The organism is Streptomyces bugieae, assembly GCF_036352915.1.
Classification (GTDB): domain Bacteria; phylum Actinomycetota; class Actinomycetes; order Streptomycetales; family Streptomycetaceae; genus Streptomyces; species Streptomyces endophytica.
The window spans coordinates 911,840-928,578 of the sequence record NZ_JAZBJP010000002.1; the positions used below are offsets into that span (position 1 = coordinate 911,840).

General features: G+C 66.6%; 24 protein-coding genes. 2 read left to right on the forward strand and 22 right to left on the reverse strand.

The features are described from left to right. Positions 1-6: 6 nt before the first annotated feature. The 6 genes from V2J85_RS09405 to V2J85_RS09430 all read right to left on the reverse strand — a co-directional run bounded on the left by V2J85_RS09405 (position 7) and on the right by V2J85_RS09430 (position 5,460). Complete coding sequence (locus V2J85_RS09405) at positions 7-621, reverse strand: hypothetical protein (protein WP_330821244.1); 615 nt, start codon at positions 619-621, stop codon at positions 7-9. Positions 622-711: 90 nt separating this feature from the next. Then, positions 712-1,053 (reverse strand): hypothetical protein, encoded by a 342-nt coding sequence (locus V2J85_RS09410; RefSeq protein ID WP_330821245.1) that lies wholly within the window; start codon positions 1,051-1,053, stop codon positions 712-714. 56 nt (positions 1,054-1,109) lie between these two features. Beyond that, entirely contained in the window at positions 1,110-1,697 is a 588-nt protein-coding gene (locus V2J85_RS09415; RefSeq protein WP_330821247.1) for a hypothetical protein, read from the reverse strand. A gap of 704 nt (positions 1,698-2,401) precedes the next feature. Continuing rightward, a complete protein-coding gene (locus V2J85_RS09420; RefSeq protein ID WP_330821249.1) occupies positions 2,402-3,415 on the reverse strand; it encodes a hypothetical protein in 1,014 nt (337 codons plus the stop codon). Between the two features lie 1,393 nt (positions 3,416-4,808). After that, positions 4,809-5,051 carry a hypothetical protein gene (locus tag V2J85_RS09425; protein WP_330821251.1) on the reverse strand — a complete coding sequence of 81 codons (243 nt, stop codon included), beginning with the start codon at positions 5,049-5,051 and terminating at the stop codon, positions 4,809-4,811. Positions 5,052-5,148: 97 nt separating this feature from the next. Then, positions 5,149-5,460 (reverse strand): hypothetical protein, encoded by a 312-nt coding sequence (locus V2J85_RS09430; protein WP_330821253.1) that lies wholly within the window; start codon positions 5,458-5,460, stop codon positions 5,149-5,151. A gap of 111 nt (positions 5,461-5,571) precedes the next feature. Here V2J85_RS09430 and V2J85_RS09435 point away from each other — a divergent pair, with 111 nt between their 5' ends. After that, positions 5,572-5,775: a hypothetical protein gene (locus V2J85_RS09435; protein ID WP_330821254.1), complete on the forward strand. Its 204-nt coding sequence runs from the start codon at positions 5,572-5,574 to the stop codon at positions 5,773-5,775. 298 nt (positions 5,776-6,073) lie between these two features. Here V2J85_RS09435 and V2J85_RS09440 read toward each other — a convergent pair whose 3' ends face one another. The 16 genes from V2J85_RS09440 to V2J85_RS09515 form a co-directional block, all read right to left on the reverse strand. Next, positions 6,074-6,883: a DUF3800 domain-containing protein gene (locus tag V2J85_RS09440; RefSeq protein WP_330821255.1), complete on the reverse strand. Its 810-nt coding sequence runs from the start codon at positions 6,881-6,883 to the stop codon at positions 6,074-6,076. Between the two features lie 330 nt (positions 6,884-7,213). Continuing rightward, positions 7,214-8,122 carry a hypothetical protein gene (locus V2J85_RS09445; RefSeq protein ID WP_330821256.1) on the reverse strand — a complete coding sequence of 303 codons (909 nt, stop codon included), beginning with the start codon at positions 8,120-8,122 and terminating at the stop codon, positions 7,214-7,216. A 295-nt stretch (positions 8,123-8,417) separates the two neighbouring features. Then, positions 8,418-8,693 carry a hypothetical protein gene (locus V2J85_RS09450; protein WP_330821257.1) on the reverse strand — a complete coding sequence of 92 codons (276 nt, stop codon included), beginning with the start codon at positions 8,691-8,693 and terminating at the stop codon, positions 8,418-8,420. Between the two features lie 75 nt (positions 8,694-8,768). Then, positions 8,769-9,530: a hypothetical protein gene (locus V2J85_RS09455; protein ID WP_330821258.1), complete on the reverse strand. Its 762-nt coding sequence runs from the start codon at positions 9,528-9,530 to the stop codon at positions 8,769-8,771. Further along, positions 9,517-9,687 carry a hypothetical protein gene (locus V2J85_RS09460; RefSeq protein ID WP_330821259.1) on the reverse strand — a complete coding sequence of 57 codons (171 nt, stop codon included), beginning with the start codon at positions 9,685-9,687 and terminating at the stop codon, positions 9,517-9,519. The genes V2J85_RS09455 and V2J85_RS09460 overlap by 14 nt, the downstream gene beginning before the upstream one ends. 53 nt (positions 9,688-9,740) lie before the next feature. Continuing rightward, a complete protein-coding gene (locus tag V2J85_RS09465; RefSeq protein WP_330821261.1) occupies positions 9,741-10,079 on the reverse strand; it encodes a hypothetical protein in 339 nt (112 codons plus the stop codon). Positions 10,080-10,180: 101 nt separating this feature from the next. Further along, positions 10,181-10,504, reverse strand: a complete 324-nt coding sequence (locus tag V2J85_RS09470; protein ID WP_330821263.1) for a hypothetical protein — start codon at positions 10,502-10,504, stop codon at positions 10,181-10,183. Continuing rightward, entirely contained in the window at positions 10,498-10,761 is a 264-nt protein-coding gene (locus tag V2J85_RS09475; protein ID WP_330821264.1) for a hypothetical protein, read from the reverse strand. The genes V2J85_RS09470 and V2J85_RS09475 overlap by 7 nt, the downstream gene beginning before the upstream one ends. Before the next feature lie 101 nt (positions 10,762-10,862). Further along, entirely contained in the window at positions 10,863-11,000 is a 138-nt protein-coding gene (locus tag V2J85_RS09480) for a hypothetical protein (RefSeq protein WP_330821266.1), read from the reverse strand. Positions 11,001-11,160: 160 nt separating this feature from the next. Beyond that, complete coding sequence (locus V2J85_RS09485; protein ID WP_330821268.1) at positions 11,161-11,346, reverse strand: hypothetical protein; 186 nt, start codon at positions 11,344-11,346, stop codon at positions 11,161-11,163. Beyond that, positions 11,343-12,347 carry a DNA cytosine methyltransferase gene (locus V2J85_RS09490; protein ID WP_330821269.1) on the reverse strand — a complete coding sequence of 335 codons (1,005 nt, stop codon included), beginning with the start codon at positions 12,345-12,347 and terminating at the stop codon, positions 11,343-11,345. The genes V2J85_RS09485 and V2J85_RS09490 overlap by 4 nt, the downstream gene beginning before the upstream one ends. Continuing rightward, on the reverse strand, positions 12,344-12,658 hold the full coding sequence (locus V2J85_RS09495) for a hypothetical protein (RefSeq protein ID WP_330821271.1): 315 nt from the start codon (positions 12,656-12,658) through the stop codon (positions 12,344-12,346). The genes V2J85_RS09490 and V2J85_RS09495 overlap by 4 nt, the downstream gene beginning before the upstream one ends. Continuing rightward, complete coding sequence (locus V2J85_RS09500) at positions 12,651-13,412, reverse strand: PDDEXK family nuclease (protein WP_330821273.1); 762 nt, start codon at positions 13,410-13,412, stop codon at positions 12,651-12,653. The genes V2J85_RS09495 and V2J85_RS09500 overlap by 8 nt, the downstream gene beginning before the upstream one ends. Continuing rightward, a complete protein-coding gene (locus tag V2J85_RS09505) occupies positions 13,409-14,803 on the reverse strand; it encodes a replicative DNA helicase (RefSeq protein ID WP_330821275.1) in 1,395 nt (464 codons plus the stop codon). The genes V2J85_RS09500 and V2J85_RS09505 overlap by 4 nt, the downstream gene beginning before the upstream one ends. Then, positions 14,800-15,417, reverse strand: a complete 618-nt coding sequence (locus tag V2J85_RS09510; RefSeq protein WP_330821276.1) for a DnaA ATPase domain-containing protein — start codon at positions 15,415-15,417, stop codon at positions 14,800-14,802. Before V2J85_RS09510 ends, V2J85_RS09505 begins: the two co-directional genes overlap by 4 nt. Next, on the reverse strand, positions 15,395-16,285 hold the full coding sequence (locus tag V2J85_RS09515; RefSeq protein ID WP_330821278.1) for a hypothetical protein: 891 nt from the start codon (positions 16,283-16,285) through the stop codon (positions 15,395-15,397). Before V2J85_RS09515 ends, V2J85_RS09510 begins: the two co-directional genes overlap by 23 nt. 202 nt (positions 16,286-16,487) lie before the next feature. On the opposite strand from V2J85_RS09515, the gene V2J85_RS09520 reads away from it, so the two are divergent. Next, entirely contained in the window at positions 16,488-16,691 is a 204-nt protein-coding gene (locus V2J85_RS09520) for a hypothetical protein (RefSeq protein ID WP_330821280.1), read from the forward strand. Positions 16,692-16,739: the final 48 nt, after the last annotated feature.

Genomic DNA, 16,739 nt, shown 5'->3' on the forward strand with positions numbered 1-16,739 from the left:
GTTCTCCTACTGGTTAGCGTCTGCTTCATCTTGGGTGCCGTCGTAGCCGAGGGCTTGGCTGGCTTGCGCGATGAATTCGTCGCGGGCTTCGTAGAGATCGTGCATCAGGCCCGATAGGTGACTGTCGTCCCATTCGGGGCTGTCGTAGAGCGAATACTGCAGATACTCGACAACCTGGCTAGATGCCGCCACTGCGCGACGTGCGGCTATCCCGACGGGCCACGGCCCTTCAATTTGCACGCGGGGTTTGAGGGAAGCGAGTTCCAGGTGCCGCCGAGTTGCCTCTTCGAGATTTTCTGAAGCATCGTCGTGGTCTTCACGCACGTAACTGGAGGCGTTGCGTAGCGCCTTTTCCAGGTCGGTCAGGATATTAACGAACGCCGCGTAGGACTGGGCGCGGGATTCGCGCCGGTCGAGGTAGTGGCTGGACTTCACTTGCAGTCTGACCTGCTCCAGCTGGGCTTCGACCTGCTGATGCGTTTGTTCCCGGAGCGCCTGGGCTTGAATGCGGGCTTGCGTCTCCGCTTTGCGGCCGGTGATCCATGCGCCGGCGGTTGTGCCGAGTGCGCCGACGGCTGCTCCGATGACGCCGCCGAGGAGTCCGGCTAACCCTGCGTCCACTTGCCCCCCTCGCGGTGTGCGGTGGCGGGAGAGTAGCAAGTACAGGAAGGCTCCCGCCTGTTGGGGCGGGGGCCTTCCTGTCTGCAGCCGTCAGTCGTCTTCGACGGGGTCGTCGATGTGCTTGAGCCGCATGCGCGCTTTGACGAGGTCGGGTCCGCTGAGGGTGTGCCAGTGTGGGTGGGCGTAGACCTCGCCGATGAGGTCGAGGAGCCGGGCCCGGAGGTCGGTTTCCTGCTGCTTCTCTTCGTCGCTCCAGCCGGGTGAGGGCTCGCGTCGACTCTCGGTCCAGTAGCCCTCGCCGGGCTTACGGTGCCAGCCATCCATCGGTTCCGGGGAGTGGGGGTGCTCGTCCAGGAACTGCTTGAGGCTGGCGGTGGCGGCGTGAAGGTCGCGCTGTAGTTGCACCAGATCGTCGGGGAAGTCGTTGCTCACTCCGCGGGATTTTACTCCGCCAATCGAACAGGGGTGCGCATGGCGCGTCCGCTATGTCATTCTTCGGGACGCTTTTCGCCATGGAGGAGGATCTGCTGGCAGACGCGAGTGAAAGCCGTTGCTTGCTCCCCCACCCGCAATGCCGCCTCTCTCAAGTGCCACTCGGCTAATCCCGTGTGGGTCGAGTCGTCGCTCTGCAGATGGCGGACGTACTCCTTGTGTGCGTCGATGTCGTCTTCGGTGGCGTGGGCGAGCCGGGCGGCCGCGTGGTGCAGTTCGTCGGGACCAAAGAGTCTGGTCTCGTAGCAGGTGTGGTGCAGTTTCCTCCCTGCGGCCATGACCTCTTCGATGAGGGCTTCGGCGGGCTGTCCGGCCCGTGCGGCGGTGTTGAGTCGGGAGAGAGCATCAACGACGGCGCAGTAGTGGCGGAGGATGTTGCCGCAGATGGTTCGACGCTCCTGTCTTACCCAATGGGTGTGCTCGCTGGCGGCTTGGCCGGTGACTTGCTCGATGGCGGCTTGCACGGCCACGTCGGCGCCATGCCGGGCGGCCCTCCAGGTGACCCATCCTCCGACGATGGTGCCGATGACGGCGGCGGCGAACCCGATGATGGCGGCGTAGAGGGCCGCTTTACCCTCGTCCATGAACTCCCCTAGGCGTGATGCCGTGGGGAGGCTACCGCTGCGCAGGGTGCCGGCCCTCCTCGCCCCGAGGCGCGAGGGGCGACTATCAGCCAAAGCGGCAGGGCTCGGACTGCGTCTTGGAGATGGCTGCATTCGCGGGCCAGCACGTCGCCATGCTTGCACTCGGGGAACAAAGGCCCTGGCCCAGGTATACGGCTGAGCAGCAAAGTACACACCTAAACGGAGTTATGCATCGGCGAGCATGCTGCTCTTCAGTGAGTCTCAGTGAGTCTGTGCGTGGCGCGTTCACCGTTGACGCCGCTGTCCGGTTTCTTGCGGCCCGGTAATGTCTAGCAACAGCACAACGGCCGGGGCGTGCAGGCCCCGGCCGTTAAGTGCTGACGGGGGTCAGACCCGTAAGCAATCACTCCACTTGCAACTTTTGGAGGTCGTCTATGACCGTAGCACCAGAGTCAAGTTATACGCGTCAGCGCCAGCCGATCCAGTCGGCGGTTGGCCGTCCGCATAGCGGAAAGGTGTGGGTGTCCCTGAGCCGGTCCGGCCTTGAGGTTCAGGTGGGTCGCCAGATGCATCTCGCGGTCTCGCCGGCTTTGCTGCTGTGGCTGGCCAGCTTGGGTTCGGGTGCAGTTGGAGCCCACTGGCTGTTCTGACACATGCGCGCATCGAGGCCCCGTCCTTCTTTGGATGGGGCCTCGATGTTCCTGTCATTTGTTGACTTGTTCGGGGAGCAGGGCACCGGTCTGGAAGGTGTGGGCGCGGTGCCAGGCGTAGTACTTCTCCCGTTCGGGGTTCCACCAGGTGGTGGTTCGGCCCTTCAGGTGTTCGTTGATGTGTTTGCTGACGAACGGCGCGTCTTGTGCTGCTGGGCTGATCTGTAGCGCCCCATCTTCGTCGACGGCGATGAGGCCGTGTTCGTAGAGGCTGTCGCAGCCAAGGAGGCAAGCGAGCATGCCGATGTTGAGGTCCCAGCGTTCGTCTTCAGTGCAGGCGGCGCGCTTCTTGATGTGTGCGGCGATGAGGAAGGCTCGGGGAAAGGTTCGGCCGCACAAGGCGCAGTCGCCGGTGGCTCCGGGGATGAGGTGGTTCTTGAGCCGGGCTTGTTCGCGCCGGGATTGGGTTGTTGTCTCGCCGTCGGAGGGACCTGCGGGCCGTTGCTTTGGGACCTTTGCGTTTCCTGGTGTGACGTTGGGGGTTGTTGCGGGGGTGTTGGGGGTGAAAGTGACGTGGTCGGTGAGGGCGAGTCCGTCGTCGTCTCGTAGGGCTACGAACCCTTGGATGTTGCGGTTGGGTACCCAGTTGAGGAGGGACCGGACTTCGCCCATGGGGAAGTTGAGGCCGCGCACGTCGGTGAGTGCGTACATGTGCTCCCAGGTTTGCTGGGTGCGTTCGTCGATGCCCCAGAGCCTGCGGGCGAGGTCCGGATTGTGCCATGTCGTGGCCATGGTGCCGACGAGGTAGAGCCGCTTGTTTCCGGCGAAGAAGACGGTGTCGCCAGCCTGCATCTTGCGGATCTGGGGCAGGTTCGCGCCGTTCAGTCCGGGGGTGACCCCCCAGAGCTGGGCGGCACCCTCGGGGAACAACTTGTGTAGTTCGGTTCGTAGTTCGGCGGAGAGGAGGTCGGCGTGTTCCTCGAAGGTCACCGGCTTGAGGATGGTGTCTTCGTAGTGCCTGCGCACGGATGGGGTCTTGAGGGAGGCGGGTTGAGCGAAGACGGTCATTGGCACCTTCGAGGCTCGGAACTGTCGATCTTGCAGATCTACCAGATGGCCCCAAGGGTCGGTTTTTCGGGCCGGAAAGCCCCGCCTGAGAAGGGCGAAGCTTCGTCGTGTCGGCTTCAGCCGCCGCGCTGATCGCCTGCATGACTCGGTGGACGCCTTGACCGCCCCAGCCACAGCCGCGCCGGCCTGTACGGTTGGTTGTGTCCGTTGGTTCAGCTGGGGTCAGACCGCCGGTTCGAGTCCGGCCGTCACGGTCTCTGCCCTCTTGCTCGTCTTGCATATGTCCGAACTCGTCTGGCACGTCCTCTCGAAGAAGGGACGCTGTTGGGTTACGGAGCACGTGAGGGAGGGGGTGCGGAGCATGGCACCTAGTAACTTGTCCGTCTTGGTGGCGGGGACCAGTGTCGCGGGAGGGACGTACCACCTGGCCCACAGCTGAGCCAATGGGCCGACCGTGAGGGCCAGGCCCCGCCCTGGGCGGGGCCTTCGGGCATGGGTCCGCTCAGCTGTCGCCCGTGTCGTCGATGTGCTTGAGCCTCATGCGCGCCTTGACGAGGTCGGGTCCCGAGAGGGTGTCCCAGTGGGGATGGGTGTGGACCTTGTCGATGAGGTCGAGGAGCCGGGCCCGGAGGTCGGTCTCCTGCTGTTTCTCTTCGTCAGTTCAGCCGGGCGCCCCGGAAGTTCCAGCACCAATGGACTAACTGCGAGTAATTTCGAAGCGAAAGCGTAGGGGATTCAACATGTGACTACGGATCGGCATGCTCGTAACATGTAAGCGAAGGGATTTTTCATCATGCGTCGGATCCTGGTTGTCAGGTCAACTAAGGCGTCAGGCGCAGCTACAGGAAGAACGAACCGGCAGAAAGCCGGTGATTAGTCATGATCCGAATCCCACATTTCAGGCTTGCCGTAGCCATCTTCATGGCAGTGTGCCTCTCACTCGGTGGAGCTAGCCTGGCCGCCAGCGCACCGAAGGCGAAGGCATGCCCGACGGCAGCATCAGTTCGATGTCCGCCCGGGTACTACTCATTCGGCGGAAAGTGCATCAAGAAATCGAATGTCAAGTGCCCGAAGGGCTACGCGAATTTCCTCGGGAAATGCGTCCCGTGGCCACCGAAGAAGAACTGCAAGTGTGGCAGCATTACCGTTAATGGCGTGGAATACTGCAACGGCTGCCTCGGCGGGCGGCAGTAGGGGCCTCAGCGGGGTCAACCGATACGGACACCCCCCACCTGTCGCCGCCGCTGGGGGCGGCGACGTTGGCCTAGCGGCGCTGGGTGGGGTGATGGTGGCCGGCGCAGTGGTGGTGAGGTACCTCGCTTAGGGATCGGGGCCGTCGGGTAGCGACGTGGATGAGCCCGCCCTGGATGAGGCAGGGCTGCGACGTTCGGTGTCAGCTGAGGTCGATGACGTCGAGTACGACGATGGTCTTCTGGGTGTAGCTGACGAGGATGGAGGCGATGGCGTCGTCGGTGTGTACGGCGCGGTTCCATTCTTCTGCGATGCCGCGGGGCGCCGTGTTGCCGAGGGGGTCATGGCAGGCGGCCTGGAGGGCGAGGGTGAGTGCTGCACTGGCGGCCGGCGGGAGCTGGTCGTGGAGCGCTTCGACGCCGGGGTTGTAGGTGAGCCGGTACAACGCGCTGACCTCCTGCGGGTCTGCCTGGTCACGGGCCGGTGAGGTCGGCGTTAGGCAGAGTATCGGATCAGCGACGGTCAGTTACCGAGCTTCGAGTTCAGGCGGCGCCGCGGGCACGGATGCGCGCCGCTTCTTGGGTGATCCACTCGGTGCGGTCGACGAGGTCGGCGGGGAGCTCTTCGCCGCGCTGGTCGGCGGCGGCGAGTTCCCGGCCGCGCTGTTCGGCGGCGACCAGCCGGCTGGCGATCTGCTCCCACTTACGGAAGACGGGCACGAGTTGATCGACGGGCGCCTTGTTGATCTCTCCCAGAAAGCGCTTGGAGAGGGTGGGGTCGCCGAGGGCCTCGCAGATGACCTCGATGGTCCACGGCGCGGCGTCCATGTTGCCCTCCCGGTGTGGATTCACCATTCGTGATGCACGATAGCGCAGTCTTGTACCAGCGAGCCGAACGCATATGCCACGGGCACGTGCCAGCTCAGAACGTCGTAACCGTGCAGGTCATGGCACGTTTCTAAGATCATGAGCGAATTGGATGACCGTCTCCTGGACCTCGTCGAAGGCATCACCGACGAGGATCAGCAGCGACTGCCCCTGCTGACCCTCCGGGAGGCGCAGGCGGCAGTCGAGCTACTGCAACTGCTGGCTGACACCTCTGACGAGGGGGCGTGCGCAGCCCGACATCTAGCGGGAAGGCTGGCGCGCCGACTACCGGCCGAGACATGAAGCTGTGGCGAAAAACTGCTGCTACTAACCGGTAGTTAAATCAGCCAGATACATGAGCGGTTCGCCCCGATTTCGCCGGGTCAAACCGGTAAGTTGCTCGCCATCCGGAAGGGTGACTTTCGAGCCGAGTTCGTCAGACCTGGCTGCAAAGCAGCGCTACGGCGGGTACGTTTTATGTGTCAAGCCGTAGCAGAAGCCCCTTGGTGGGCTGCCGGGATGAGGTCGGAACCAGGCAACTGGATCCTCCACCGTTGGGTGGCAGTGGCCCCCGGAGCCCTCCAAGGGGCTTCTTGCTGCCTCAGGCGATGTTCCACTTCTTCCACCAGCAGCGGTTCGTCACAAAACCGGGTGTTTCACCCATCACCTTGACCCCGTAGCCGAGCAGGCTTCCTCTGCGGGATCGGTACAACTGATGCTTGCAGAGCAGTAAGTTCTCCGCGCAGTCATGGTCGTCAGGGTCGCCCGAGAGGGCTACGTGGAGGAGCCCTGCGTGGAGGTCAGCTAGTTGGACCCCGTCCCAATCTGTTCCCGTCCAGGCCGGCGGCCACTTGATGTTCTTCCAGGGAACGTTCCAGTTCTGGGTACGCCCTCGCCGTACCCAGTCGAGGTAGCCGAGGGTGTCGGAGTGATCCATACCTCTGACTGACCCTAAGCGGACTACGGCAAGGCGCGGGCCGCCTTCCCACTGGTCTGCCGCGTAGGCGACTCGCTCAAGAAGGAGCCGCGTCGTGTAGTTGTAGAAACGGACGCCGTTCTCCAGGCCTTTGTAGAGGCTGAGGGCGTCCTTGGGGGCGATGACGTGAGCGACTTTGGCCGAGGGCATGACGGCCAGCTGACGGGCTGCGTAGTTGCGGCGGTCGGCGTGCTTGCGCTTGAAATGGTCAACCCAGTGCAGCGGGGTTGTGGTGTCTGGACGGCTTTGATGGATGAGCGCCCTGAGTCCGCCGGCTGTGAACCTGACGTTCCAGTCGTCCTCGGCGGGCACCATCAGGGCCGTCATGGCGAAGAACGGCGATGACTTGCCGCCGAAACCTCGATCGCCGGTCTCGTCGACATAGACGTTGACCCGTGTCATGACACTGTGGCGTGGATCGTGCGATGCGTTCATGAACGCCGCCAGGCGGCTTCTTCGCAGCGGCGAACGCTGCGTTTGTGGTGCACCACGGGAGGCTGCACTCCTTCGATTCTTGCCCTCGGTGCCTCGTCGGTTGTGCGAGGGCGCACTTCTGCCTACGTTGCCGTCCGGTCAGCCGCCTGCCACTCGTCCGGTTGGACGACGTTACACCCGAAGGTCGACTCGTCTGGTAATCCACACGAGGATTCGAAACCGGCGGGCAGGTCAGCGGGCTGAGCAGCGGGAATTTGAACAGTCGTCAGTCCAGCGTCTTGACGTGCGAGGCCACTCGATTCCTCAAGGAAGAACGGCCCCTGGGCTGAATCAGCTGGCGATGTTCTCGCGGTGCCAGGCGTAAAAGGGTGCCTTGGCACTCGTGTAGCCGTGTATCTGACGTCCGGCGAGATCGGCTACGGCTGCCCCGAGGTCGTCGGTGAGGCTGCCATGCCGGCCGGACTCGATAATCCCCTCGGCGTTGACGCGGATGAACCCGTGCTCGAAGAGCTCGTCGCATCCCAGGGTGCAGGCAGGCATCAGGTTGGCCAGTGTGAGCTGCTCTTCGCGTGTGGCAACGCTGCGACGCTTGATGTGGGCGGCGCGGATCATTCGCGTAGGAAGGGTTCGACCGCACAGTGCGCAGGTGAAGTTTTCTGCCCGCCCGAGCAGTTGGCGACGCAGCTTGCTCTGCTCACGTCGGACCAAGACATTGGCGACAGCGTTGAGCTCGCCTTCGTGGTCTACGGTGGCGTCCGTTTCCGGCGCGGGAAACTGCGAGGCGAGTCGGGCAACTCCCTCAAGTCCCAGCACGGGGACGGCAACGCCCTGCTTGTTGGCGGAGAGGCGGAGGCTCTCCATGGCGTTGGGACCCAGAACTGTGCCGTCAACGTCGTCTTCGTCGTCGAGCACTGAGATGCCGATACGGGCCGGGTATTCGTCGTCCGGCCAGACCCTCGACCTATCCATGAAGTAAGGACGCGTGACCTGCGCGACTATGACGCGCTGGAGGGAGGCACTGGCCCATCCTCCGGGCTTCACTCGGCTGTTGGGTCCACGATGGCCGAGGACGAGGAGGTCGCCCTTCTGGAGGCGCTTGACGTCGTTGCGCGCGCCTGCACGGTCCAAGGCGCTGTCCCGCCAGCCCCACAGGCTGTTGTTGAGCCCGATTTCCAGATTGGTCGCGGAGTCACGCGGCACGTAGACGTAGCCAGTCTGGAGCATGATGTCTCCTGACACTCGGCCTCCCTTGGCGGGAGGGTTCAGTGTTCCGCTGGCCTCAGCGAGTCTTTCGCGGACTGGAAGTGCCAGCGATTACTCCGGATGGAGCAACATCATTTTTAACACGCACCCTGGTGATGTTGTCGACGAGGTTTCCACCCCTGCGCAATTGGACGCACCTGTCTGTCGAAACCGACAGGAAGAAGCCCCCGCCACAAGGCGGGGGCCCCGCTGCAGAGTTCAACCGACGTAGGCGAGCTGAACCAGCGTGACGCCGTCGGCAGTGTCGGGTGGTGCTGCGCATGGGCGCTGTTCAGTTGGCGTGGTCGCCGCAGGCTTCGGCGCGTGCTGCGACGAGTACGGCGTCGCCGCGGCCGCCCGCCTCTACGCCCGCCACAAGCGCCATCACGACGCCCTCGCCGAGCTCAAGGACCCGATCCGCGAACAAGCCGCACAAGACCTCAAGGCCGGCGCCACACCCGCCCAGCTCGCCAAGCTCACCGGCCTGTCCGACGAGTTCTTCCGCCACATCGCCCGAGCAGTCGGCGCCGACCGCAAGCGGGCGCCCACCGTCGGCCGCGAAGCCCACGAAGAAGCCCGACGCCTGACCTGCCCCGCCCGAGCCGCACGCCGCCCAGCAGCGTGCGGCTCTCGCATGCCCCAGTCACGGCCGGCCGGCGTCCATTCCCGACGCGTCGCCCGACCCGCGGCCTGCGGTAGACGGGTCCCCCGCGCGCGGCTTTCCCCACGACCGGTCGACCTTGTCGAGGGCGGCGTCGAGCAGCCGGAGGGCGGTGTCGAGCCCGGCGACGATGCCTTCGTTGACGAGTTGAACCTGCTCCGTGTGGGCGCGTTGCGCGTTGCAAGCGGCACGGTCTCGGTCGGCGGCGAGCCGGTCACGGAGGCAGGCGAGGTCAGCGGACATGGCCTCGGCGTACTGCGCGCGCGGGGCCTCGTCGGTGGGGCAGCCGCAGCCCCAGTTGTGGGTTTCGGGAGTGGGGCAGTGCTCGGTGTGGGGGATGCCAGCTTCACAGGCCGGGCAATCGCGGTTCGACGGATTAGTGCTTGTGGCCTCTTCGACGAGCCGTGCGCGGGCTTCGATCGCGAGGTCGGCGGCGGTACCGCTGACGCCATCCCGCTCGAGGTCTTCGAGCATGTCCCAGGCGGGCCGGCCGATGCGGAGCATGGCCTCTTCGGCGATCCGGTAGCGGTGCAGGCAGGGGCGGAGGGTCATGGTTTGGCCGGTGGCGATCGGCATTCCGCTGATGCTGACGTCGTGAACTTCGGCGTCGCAGGTAGGGCAAGGCGGGAACGGGAAGAGCAGGACGATGGCCCCCTGGCGCTGCTGCCGGGCCCGGTGTTCTCCGATCACGGCGAAGGTCAAGAGGTCGACGTCACTGATCGGCTGGGGGTCAGTGACGGCCACGGTGGATCTCCTTGATCTTGGCGAGGGTCTGTCGTGCTCGGGCCGCGGATGCTTCGGCTTGACGCCGGTAGTGGCGGGTGTCGATGGCGCAGCGGATGGCGACGGCGAGCGCTACGACCCCGGCGGCCAGAGCGGCAAGGTGCAGGGGATCAGGCACGGGCACTCCAGGGTTCGGGGCCCAGCCGCGGACGGCGGCCGGGCGGGGACAGGTCAGTGGGAGATGCGGATAGTCGCTTTGGGGTGCTGTGCGCAGGCGTCGGCGAGGCGCCGCAGGTAGTCGAGGGCGCCGTCGTAGCTACCCCAGCCGTTGTCGGGCTCCATGGCCCGGTAGATGGCTGGGTGGAGTTCCATGTCGGTTACGGCTCGGCGCAGGTCGGGTGCGGCGTTGCCTGCTGTGCGGCCGTCCAGCTTGGCGAGCGGGTAGCCGAGGGCGTCGTGCCACATGCCGCTGACGTTGGCGGTCATGTTGCCGATGTCGGCGGGGCAGATCAGGTGGGGTTCGGGGCCGCCGGTGTCGACGGCCACCTCGAGGTGGATGTCGTAGCTCACGAACGAGTCTCCTTGCGGGCGCCGCGGCCGGCGGCCCAGTTGGTGGTGAGATGCTTGGGCGAGCACCGCCCGGATACGACCCGGGCGGTGCGCTTGCGTGATCACGGGGTGGGCGACTGACCGTCGAGTCGGGTCGCGTACTCGCGGAGCTGCGCGTCTGCCCAGTAGCGGGCGTCGACTTTGGCCGGGGCCGGATTGGCAATGAGCATCCGTCCAAGCTCACGAGCGTGCTGAGCCAGGACGTACTTGGCGGCAGTGAACGCGGAAGCCGGACTTGGCGCGGGCTCATCGTCGAAGAGCACGTCCGCGAGCGTGTCCAGGGCTGGTGAGTTGTGAGGATCCAGCGGGTCCGGGTCGGAGGCAGAGAGGCCCTCAGTGACGAATGACAGCAGGTCGTCGAAGTGGGCGGGGCGCTCGGTCACCATTGGTGGCTCTCCTGTTCGTTGAGTGCTTCTCGGGTTTCGGCGAGGACGTCGGCGGTGGATCGCATGGTGTAGACGGCGACGGTGCGGGCGAGGAGGTCGCGTTCGGCGCGGAGTTGGCGGATGGCTTGCGGCTCTGTGTTGGCGTCTGCGGGCCGTTCGTGGGTGGCGGCGACCGGGGCGCCACTCGCGGCTTGTTCGGCGCTCTGCGGGCCGCTGGTGGCCGTCTCGGGGGTTCGTGGTTCCTGTCGGTGGGTCATGGACGCATCTCCAGCGGGTCTAGGCGGCCGTCTCGCGGCCTCGGAGGGTGGAAGTGGGGCCCCGGGAGCCCTGCGGTCGGTTGCGGGGCTCAGGCGGGCGCTCAGCGCTTCGTGGCGGCGGTCTGACGGCGGAGGGCTTCAATGCCGGCACGAAGCCGGTCCGCCTCGGCGGCAGTGAGGCGGTGACGCTCGGCCCGGTCAGCGAGGTTCAGCATCTGCTCGACAGTGGGAGGGGTCATCGCCTGCGCCTTCTGGCTGCGGCGCGGCGGGCCGCGCGGTTCGGGCGCGGCTCCGGCTGGCCGTCATCGACGATCTGCTCGCCGGTCCAGCGGAGTTCGGTCTCCCAACGGCGGCCGGGCCTGCCGGCGCGCTCACCGCGGGGGCTACTGCTCGGTGCCGTCACCGGTGGCCTGCCTTCCAGCAGTCGGGGCAGATGTCGCGGCCCGCGGGTCGCTGCCGCCAGCCGTCCACTCGGCGGATGCGGCGGAGCTTGGAGACGGTGATGCAGTCGGAGTACGGGTGGTGAATCTCGGCGCCACACTCCGGCCCGTTGCAGCGCAGCGCCACGTATCGGACGGCGGTCATGCGGCCACCCCCAGCACCGAGCTAGCGACGGTCCCGCCGATAGCCACGCGGACGATGGCGGCACCGAGCTGTACCGGCACGCTGTTGCCGACCTGTTGGGCGATGTCGTTGCCGGACCACGGGTAGTCGGCGGGGAAGCCTTGGAGTTGGCCGGCTTCGCTGTGGCTGAACCGCGGGAGCTCGAGGCCGCTGGGGGCGACGATCCGGTTGCGGGAGATTTTGCCGGTGACGGTGAACGCCGGCTCGGCCGAGGTTCGACGCCCGCGGTTCTTCGGATCCCCGCCGGTCCCGTAATTGGAGATCACCGTGAACGGGCCGAGCCGGTCGAGCGCCTCGCCCATCGACACCCACGGCAGCAGCCGGGCATCGCCAGCGTCCTGCAGAACACCGGTCCGGTACGGGCGATGCGTCGGCGCGGGCAGCACGGCCACACCGTCCAGGCGGGCCACCAGCACCGCGCGGCGTCGAGTCTGCGGCACCCCGAACTGCTCGGACCGCAGCACACCTACCGCCACCGAGTAGCCCTCGGCGCGCAGGATTTCGGCGTAGGCCAGCCACACCGGCAGCACCTGCTGCACCTGCTCCAGGACGATCGCCCTGTACGGGCGCCCGGCGTCGATCGCTTCCAGCGCCCAGCGCATCGGCTCGAGCACCAGGCCGGTCCGCACATCGTCCAGCCCGGCCAAGTCCGCGGCGATCGACTCGCGCGCCGCCATGCGGTGCAGCAGACCGACCACCAGATCGAGCGCCCGGCGGCCAGCGCCCGCCCCGGCGACCGTGAACGTCTGGCACGGCGGGCCGCCCAGCAGTGTCTCGGCATCCGGGAAGTCAGCCGGAACGTACTGGCGCACGTCGTCGTGGACCGTGGCCAGCCCCGCGGCCACCCGGGTAGCGGCCGCGTTCGAATCCCACTCGATACCGACGGGCCGCAGCCCGGCCTCGGCCGCGCCCATGTCCAGGCCGCCCGGCCCGGCGAACAGGTCGACGGAGTCGTAGATCATGCCGCGCTCCGCTCGTCGGACGTGATTGGCACGGCCAGCACGGTGTCGTCATCCGGCGTGACCGTGACGGGCAGCCCGCGGACCGTCGCCACAAACCCGGCCGGCTGACGGCACGAGGCGACTATCCGCCGGTACAGAGCCGGGGTGACATGCCGGCCAGCCAGCCACCGGTCATGGCAGGCCGTGCAGCACACCAGCGCCGTCACCACACCATCGCCGCAGAGGGCGCGGCGCATGCCGTCCGGGCGGGCGGCCTGGGCCACCCACACAGGGGTGCCGATGGGCAGGATCTGAATCATGCGGTCAGGCATCTGCAGCCTCCTCGGTGCTGGTGGTGTCGTGGTCGCCCGGTACGGCGGCTCCGCTGATGCGAATGAACTCGAACCCCTCAGCGCCGGAGTGGACTCCGTGTGCGCCGACGAGCGGCCCGCGGCAGGCCCTGCAGCACCCGAGGTCGAACCAGGTGGCGTGCTGGCAGTCCGGGCAGCGGGCCAGCCATGCCCGTCGCTTCCGCGTTGACGTCCACTTGAGGTGGCCGCCGTGACGTCGCGCCAGACGAAGCCGCGACCGGCTGGGCCAGTGGTCGTAGCTCTCGTCGGCCCACGGGCTGAACGGCACAGGTGGGTGGCCGATGAGGACCAGCTCGCCGCCCGGCCACCGGCATGAACAGCGCGTGATGCCACGGATGGACGGGCAGTCGCAGGCGAGCACTTGCCCGAACTCGATCGCCTTCTCGACCCGCGGCACTCCGGGCCCCTTGACCTCCAGCCAGACGCCTATGTCGGGCAGGCGGAAGTCGGGAAGGTACTTGGCGCCGGAGGGCAAGGTGACCGTCTCGGGCTCGTACTCCCAGGTGATGCCGAGCGAGTCGAGCGTTGCCGCCCATGACGCCTCGAGGGCGGACCGGAAGGTGGTGCCGCGGTAGACGGTGGGCAGGGCCTCCACGGTCATGTCGCCCGCAAGGCCGCTGCCTTTGAGGTGCTCACCGCGGAGGCGCGCAGTCTCCTGCTCGTCGGCGAGGGCTTCGACCATGCAGCGGATGCCGGCGTCGCCTTGGATGCTCATGCCGCCTCCTGCTGAGTGAAGTCGGGGGCCATGTCGACCAGCCGCGCGTAGTGCATTTGTGCGGCGACGGTGATCGTGGAGCGGGCTCCACCGCGGTGCTTATCGACGATCAAGTCGCATTCGCCGGCGCGCGGGGACTCGGGCTCGTACATGTCCGGGCGGTGGAGCAGGATCACGATGTCGGCGTCCTGCTCGATGGAGCCGGACTCGCGCAGGTCCGCGATCACCGGCCGCTTGTCGGTGCGCTGCTCATTGCCACGGTTGAGCTGGGCGAGGACGACGATGGGGATGTCGAATTCCTTGGCCATGAGCTTCAGGGCCCGGCTCATCTGGCCGACGGCGACCTGCCGGGACTCGGCCTTGGGGGCTTGGGCGAGCTGCAGGTAGTCGAGGACGACGTAGCGCAGGCCGATGGTGCGGATGAGGGTGCGGATCAGGTTCCGCAGGTGAGCCATCGTCACGTGCGGGGTGTCTTCGATGTGCAGGGGTGCTTCGGCGAGGCGGTCGCTGGTGGCGTGCAGCTTCCGCATGTCCATGTCGGTGCAGTTGCCCTTGTCGAGGTGGTGCAGGGCGACGGTGGCTTCGGCGGAGACGATGCACAGGGCGAGTTCTTCGCGGCCCATTTCGAGGCTCACGAACAGGGTGGGGATCTTGTTGTTGACGGCGGACGCTCGGACGAACGTGTTGGCCAACGTGGTCTTGCCGACTCCCGGTCTGGCCCCGACGATGATCAGTCGGCGCGGGGCGAATCCGCCGGTCAGCTCGTCCAGGTCTCGGATGCCGGTGGGGATCCGGTTGGACAGGTCCGGCGGGGTGACGGCCCGCTGGAAGACCATGGGCAGCAGGTCACCAAGGGTGCCCGGGGTGCTGTGCTGGTTGTCGCGAACGACGGCGTCGAGGGCGGCCTGGGCTGTGGCCATGGCGGTGTCGCGGTCGAAGTCCGCGGCCATGCCGATCTGCTGGGCCTTCAGGCCGAGTTCGATGAGCCGGTTGGCTTCGGCGAGCTTGGCGACGGTGCGGCCGAAGTACTCGGCCGAGGCCGGCTGCCCCTGGTCGTAGATCATCGACAGGCGCACAGCGTCCAGCGGCACGCACGGCATACGGCCAGACGCCCTCCACGCCTGCAGCTTCGAGTCGATCGCGAACGGGGAGATCCCGCCGCCGGCAACGGTCATCTCGTTGCGCAGCTCGTCGACGGCGTACCAGACCCAGGCGTGCTGCTCGAGGGTGAAGTCCACCGGGTCGACGACGTCGACGAGCTCGTCGATGAGCTCGGGCCGCTGCATGATCGAGCCGGCGACGATGCGCTCGGCCGGCAGATCCTGGCGCCTGGCGAGCTGACCGAGGTTCTGGTCTGCGTGCGCGCCGTAGGGGTCGACTTCGGTGCTCATTCGCCGCCGCCCGTCCGACGGTCGCCGCCCTCGAGGAACACGACGTTGTCGGCGCACATCTCGGCGAGGCGTGAAGCGACACGGGCGCCGACGATGCCGCCGAGGTCTCCCGGCAGCACATCGCACGTCATGATCACGGGCCGCTGCTGGACGTACCGCTCGTCGAAGATCTCGTACAGCCGCTCCTGGGTCCATCCGGTCGGAGAGACGCGGGCTGCGGCCAGGTCGTCGATGAACAGCAGGTCGGCTTCCTTAGCGCGCTTCGACGTGCCGTAAGGATCGGTCCCCTCCGGGCGGAGGTCATCGAAGAGGCTGGTCGACCGGTGGATCTCGATCACGGGGTTGCGGCGGTAGCGCTGGCCAAAGCAGGCGGCGAGCCAGGTGCGGGTAGCCGTCCAGGCGGTGTGCGTCTTGCCGACGCCGATGTGCCCGGTGAGGAACAGGCTCTCGTTCTGCCCGAGGCCGGCCGCGGCCCAGGTCTCGACCTCGTCCGGCAGCGGGATGGTCGTGGCGTAGCGGGCAGGGACGCGCTTGCTGAACAGGCCGAGGGCGTCGGTACGGCGCTCGTCGAGCCAGTGCAGCCAGTTCGGGTCAGGTTCCGAAGCGAAGGGCACGGGGCCTCTCCTTCTCGCTGAGGGTTTCAGGTGCGGTCTTGGGGCCGACCGATCGGAGGTGGCCAGAACGGCTTCCGTTCGGGGGCTGGTCGGGCTCGTCGTCGTAGCAGCCCTTGTTGAGCCAGGTGGCCGGGTACTTCGTGAACTTCGGGTCCTCGCCAGCCCGCTCTCGGGCGTAGCCCTGGGCGGCCTGGATGATGTGCTCGGGCTGGGCGCCGCGTTCGATGGCGGCGATCCACGCCTTCTTCGCCTCTTCGCGGGCCTTCTTCTTCGGGTAGGTCAGCCAGAAGGCGCCAAATGCCTCGAGGTGGTGTTCCTTCTGCTGACTGTCCTTGGCGGAGGAGGAAGCGGCCTTCGAGGCAGAGGCGGCGTGGGCGGGAGAAGAGTCTTTATTACGTGAGGGGTCGTGAGGGGGTGAGGAGAAGGGGGTAGCGGGGGCTCCTTCAGAAGGAGCCGGGGCTACCCCTGAAGAAGCCAGGGCTACCCCTTCGGGGGTTTCAGAGGTAGCGGTGGCTCCCCCTTGGGGGAGCGGTGGCTCCCCCTTAGGGGTAGCGGGGGCTACCTCTTCGAAGTCCGGAACTTTGAAGGTCATCCGGATCCCGGGTACGGCGTACAGCACCCGCCCGTCCTTGCCCTTGCCGATGGGTACTCGGTACTCCCATCCGGCGGCAGCCAGTCTCTTGAGGGCGTTGCGCACCACGTTGGTGTCCTTGGCGCCGGTCCAGCGAGCGATGTCCTCCAGGGCAGCCCAACTCTCCCTGGTGTCGTCGTTCGCGTCGTCGGTGATCTCAAGGGCCACTGCGCGCTGGAGGCCGGTGATCTCTGGCCCCAGCACTTCGCGCAGTTGTCGGCGGAGCTCGTAGCCCATCAGTTCTCTTCTCTCGGGAGGGTGCCGCTGCTGGCTTCTGGTCGGTTGGAGACAGCCCTCATGGAGGCTTCAGAAGGGCGCGCTTCGTGCCCTTGATGCGGTTCGATCCTACCGCAGGGTGTGTAGTCACCCGCAATACATGAGCAACACACTTTCGGCGGGTGGGGTGTGCAGTCACTGCACAGTCAGCTACGCTGTCGCCATGACCACGAAAGGGACGCCCGGCCGCATGGTGCGCATCGACGACGCCACGTGGGCCGCATACGGCGAGCTGTGCGAGGCGAAGGGAACCTCGCGCGCCGACGACATTCGCCGCCACGTCCACGCTCAGGTCACCGCATGGCGCAAGATGCAGGCCATCGAGCGCCGGCTGGCGAAGAACAACGAGTCGACCGACGACGACTGACATCCCTCTCCCCTCCCTTCTCGCCCCGCGATTGCCGCGGGGCGTTGG

What these genes read in the sequence shown, in the direction of transcription:
- V2J85_RS09415 (WP_330821247.1), bottom strand. Translation starts at nt 1,697, where the DNA reads ATGGACGAGGGTAAAGCGGCCCTCTACGCCGCCATCATCGGGTTCGCC.
- V2J85_RS09420 (WP_330821249.1), bottom strand. Translation starts at nt 3,415, where the DNA reads ATGACCGTCTTCGCTCAACCCGCCTCCCTCAAGACCCCATCCGTGCGC.
- V2J85_RS09430 (WP_330821253.1), bottom strand. Translation starts at nt 5,460, where the DNA reads ATGGTGAATCCACACCGGGAGGGCAACATGGACGCCGCGCCGTGGACC.
- V2J85_RS09435 (WP_330821254.1), top strand. Translation starts at nt 5,572, where the DNA reads ATGAGCGAATTGGATGACCGTCTCCTGGACCTCGTCGAAGGCATCACC.
- V2J85_RS09440 (WP_330821255.1), bottom strand. Translation starts at nt 6,883, where the DNA reads ATGAACGCATCGCACGATCCACGCCACAGTGTCATGACACGGGTCAAC.
- V2J85_RS09470 (WP_330821263.1), bottom strand. Translation starts at nt 10,504, where the DNA reads ATGGTGACCGAGCGCCCCGCCCACTTCGACGACCTGCTGTCATTCGTC.
- V2J85_RS09475 (WP_330821264.1), bottom strand. Translation starts at nt 10,761, where the DNA reads ATGACCCACCGACAGGAACCACGAACCCCCGAGACGGCCACCAGCGGC.
- V2J85_RS09480 (WP_330821266.1), bottom strand. Translation starts at nt 11,000, where the DNA reads ATGACCCCTCCCACTGTCGAGCAGATGCTGAACCTCGCTGACCGGGCC.
- V2J85_RS09485 (WP_330821268.1), bottom strand. Translation starts at nt 11,346, where the DNA reads ATGACCGCCGTCCGATACGTGGCGCTGCGCTGCAACGGGCCGGAGTGT.
- V2J85_RS09490 (WP_330821269.1), bottom strand. Translation starts at nt 12,347, where the DNA reads ATGATCTACGACTCCGTCGACCTGTTCGCCGGGCCGGGCGGCCTGGAC.
- V2J85_RS09495 (WP_330821271.1), bottom strand. Translation starts at nt 12,658, where the DNA reads ATGCCTGACCGCATGATTCAGATCCTGCCCATCGGCACCCCTGTGTGG.
- V2J85_RS09500 (WP_330821273.1), bottom strand. Translation starts at nt 13,412, where the DNA reads ATGAGCATCCAAGGCGACGCCGGCATCCGCTGCATGGTCGAAGCCCTC.
- V2J85_RS09505 (WP_330821275.1), bottom strand. Translation starts at nt 14,803, where the DNA reads ATGAGCACCGAAGTCGACCCCTACGGCGCGCACGCAGACCAGAACCTC.
- V2J85_RS09515 (WP_330821278.1), bottom strand. Translation starts at nt 16,285, where the DNA reads ATGGGCTACGAGCTCCGCCGACAACTGCGCGAAGTGCTGGGGCCAGAG.
- V2J85_RS09520 (WP_330821280.1), top strand. Translation starts at nt 16,488, where the DNA reads ATGACCACGAAAGGGACGCCCGGCCGCATGGTGCGCATCGACGACGCC.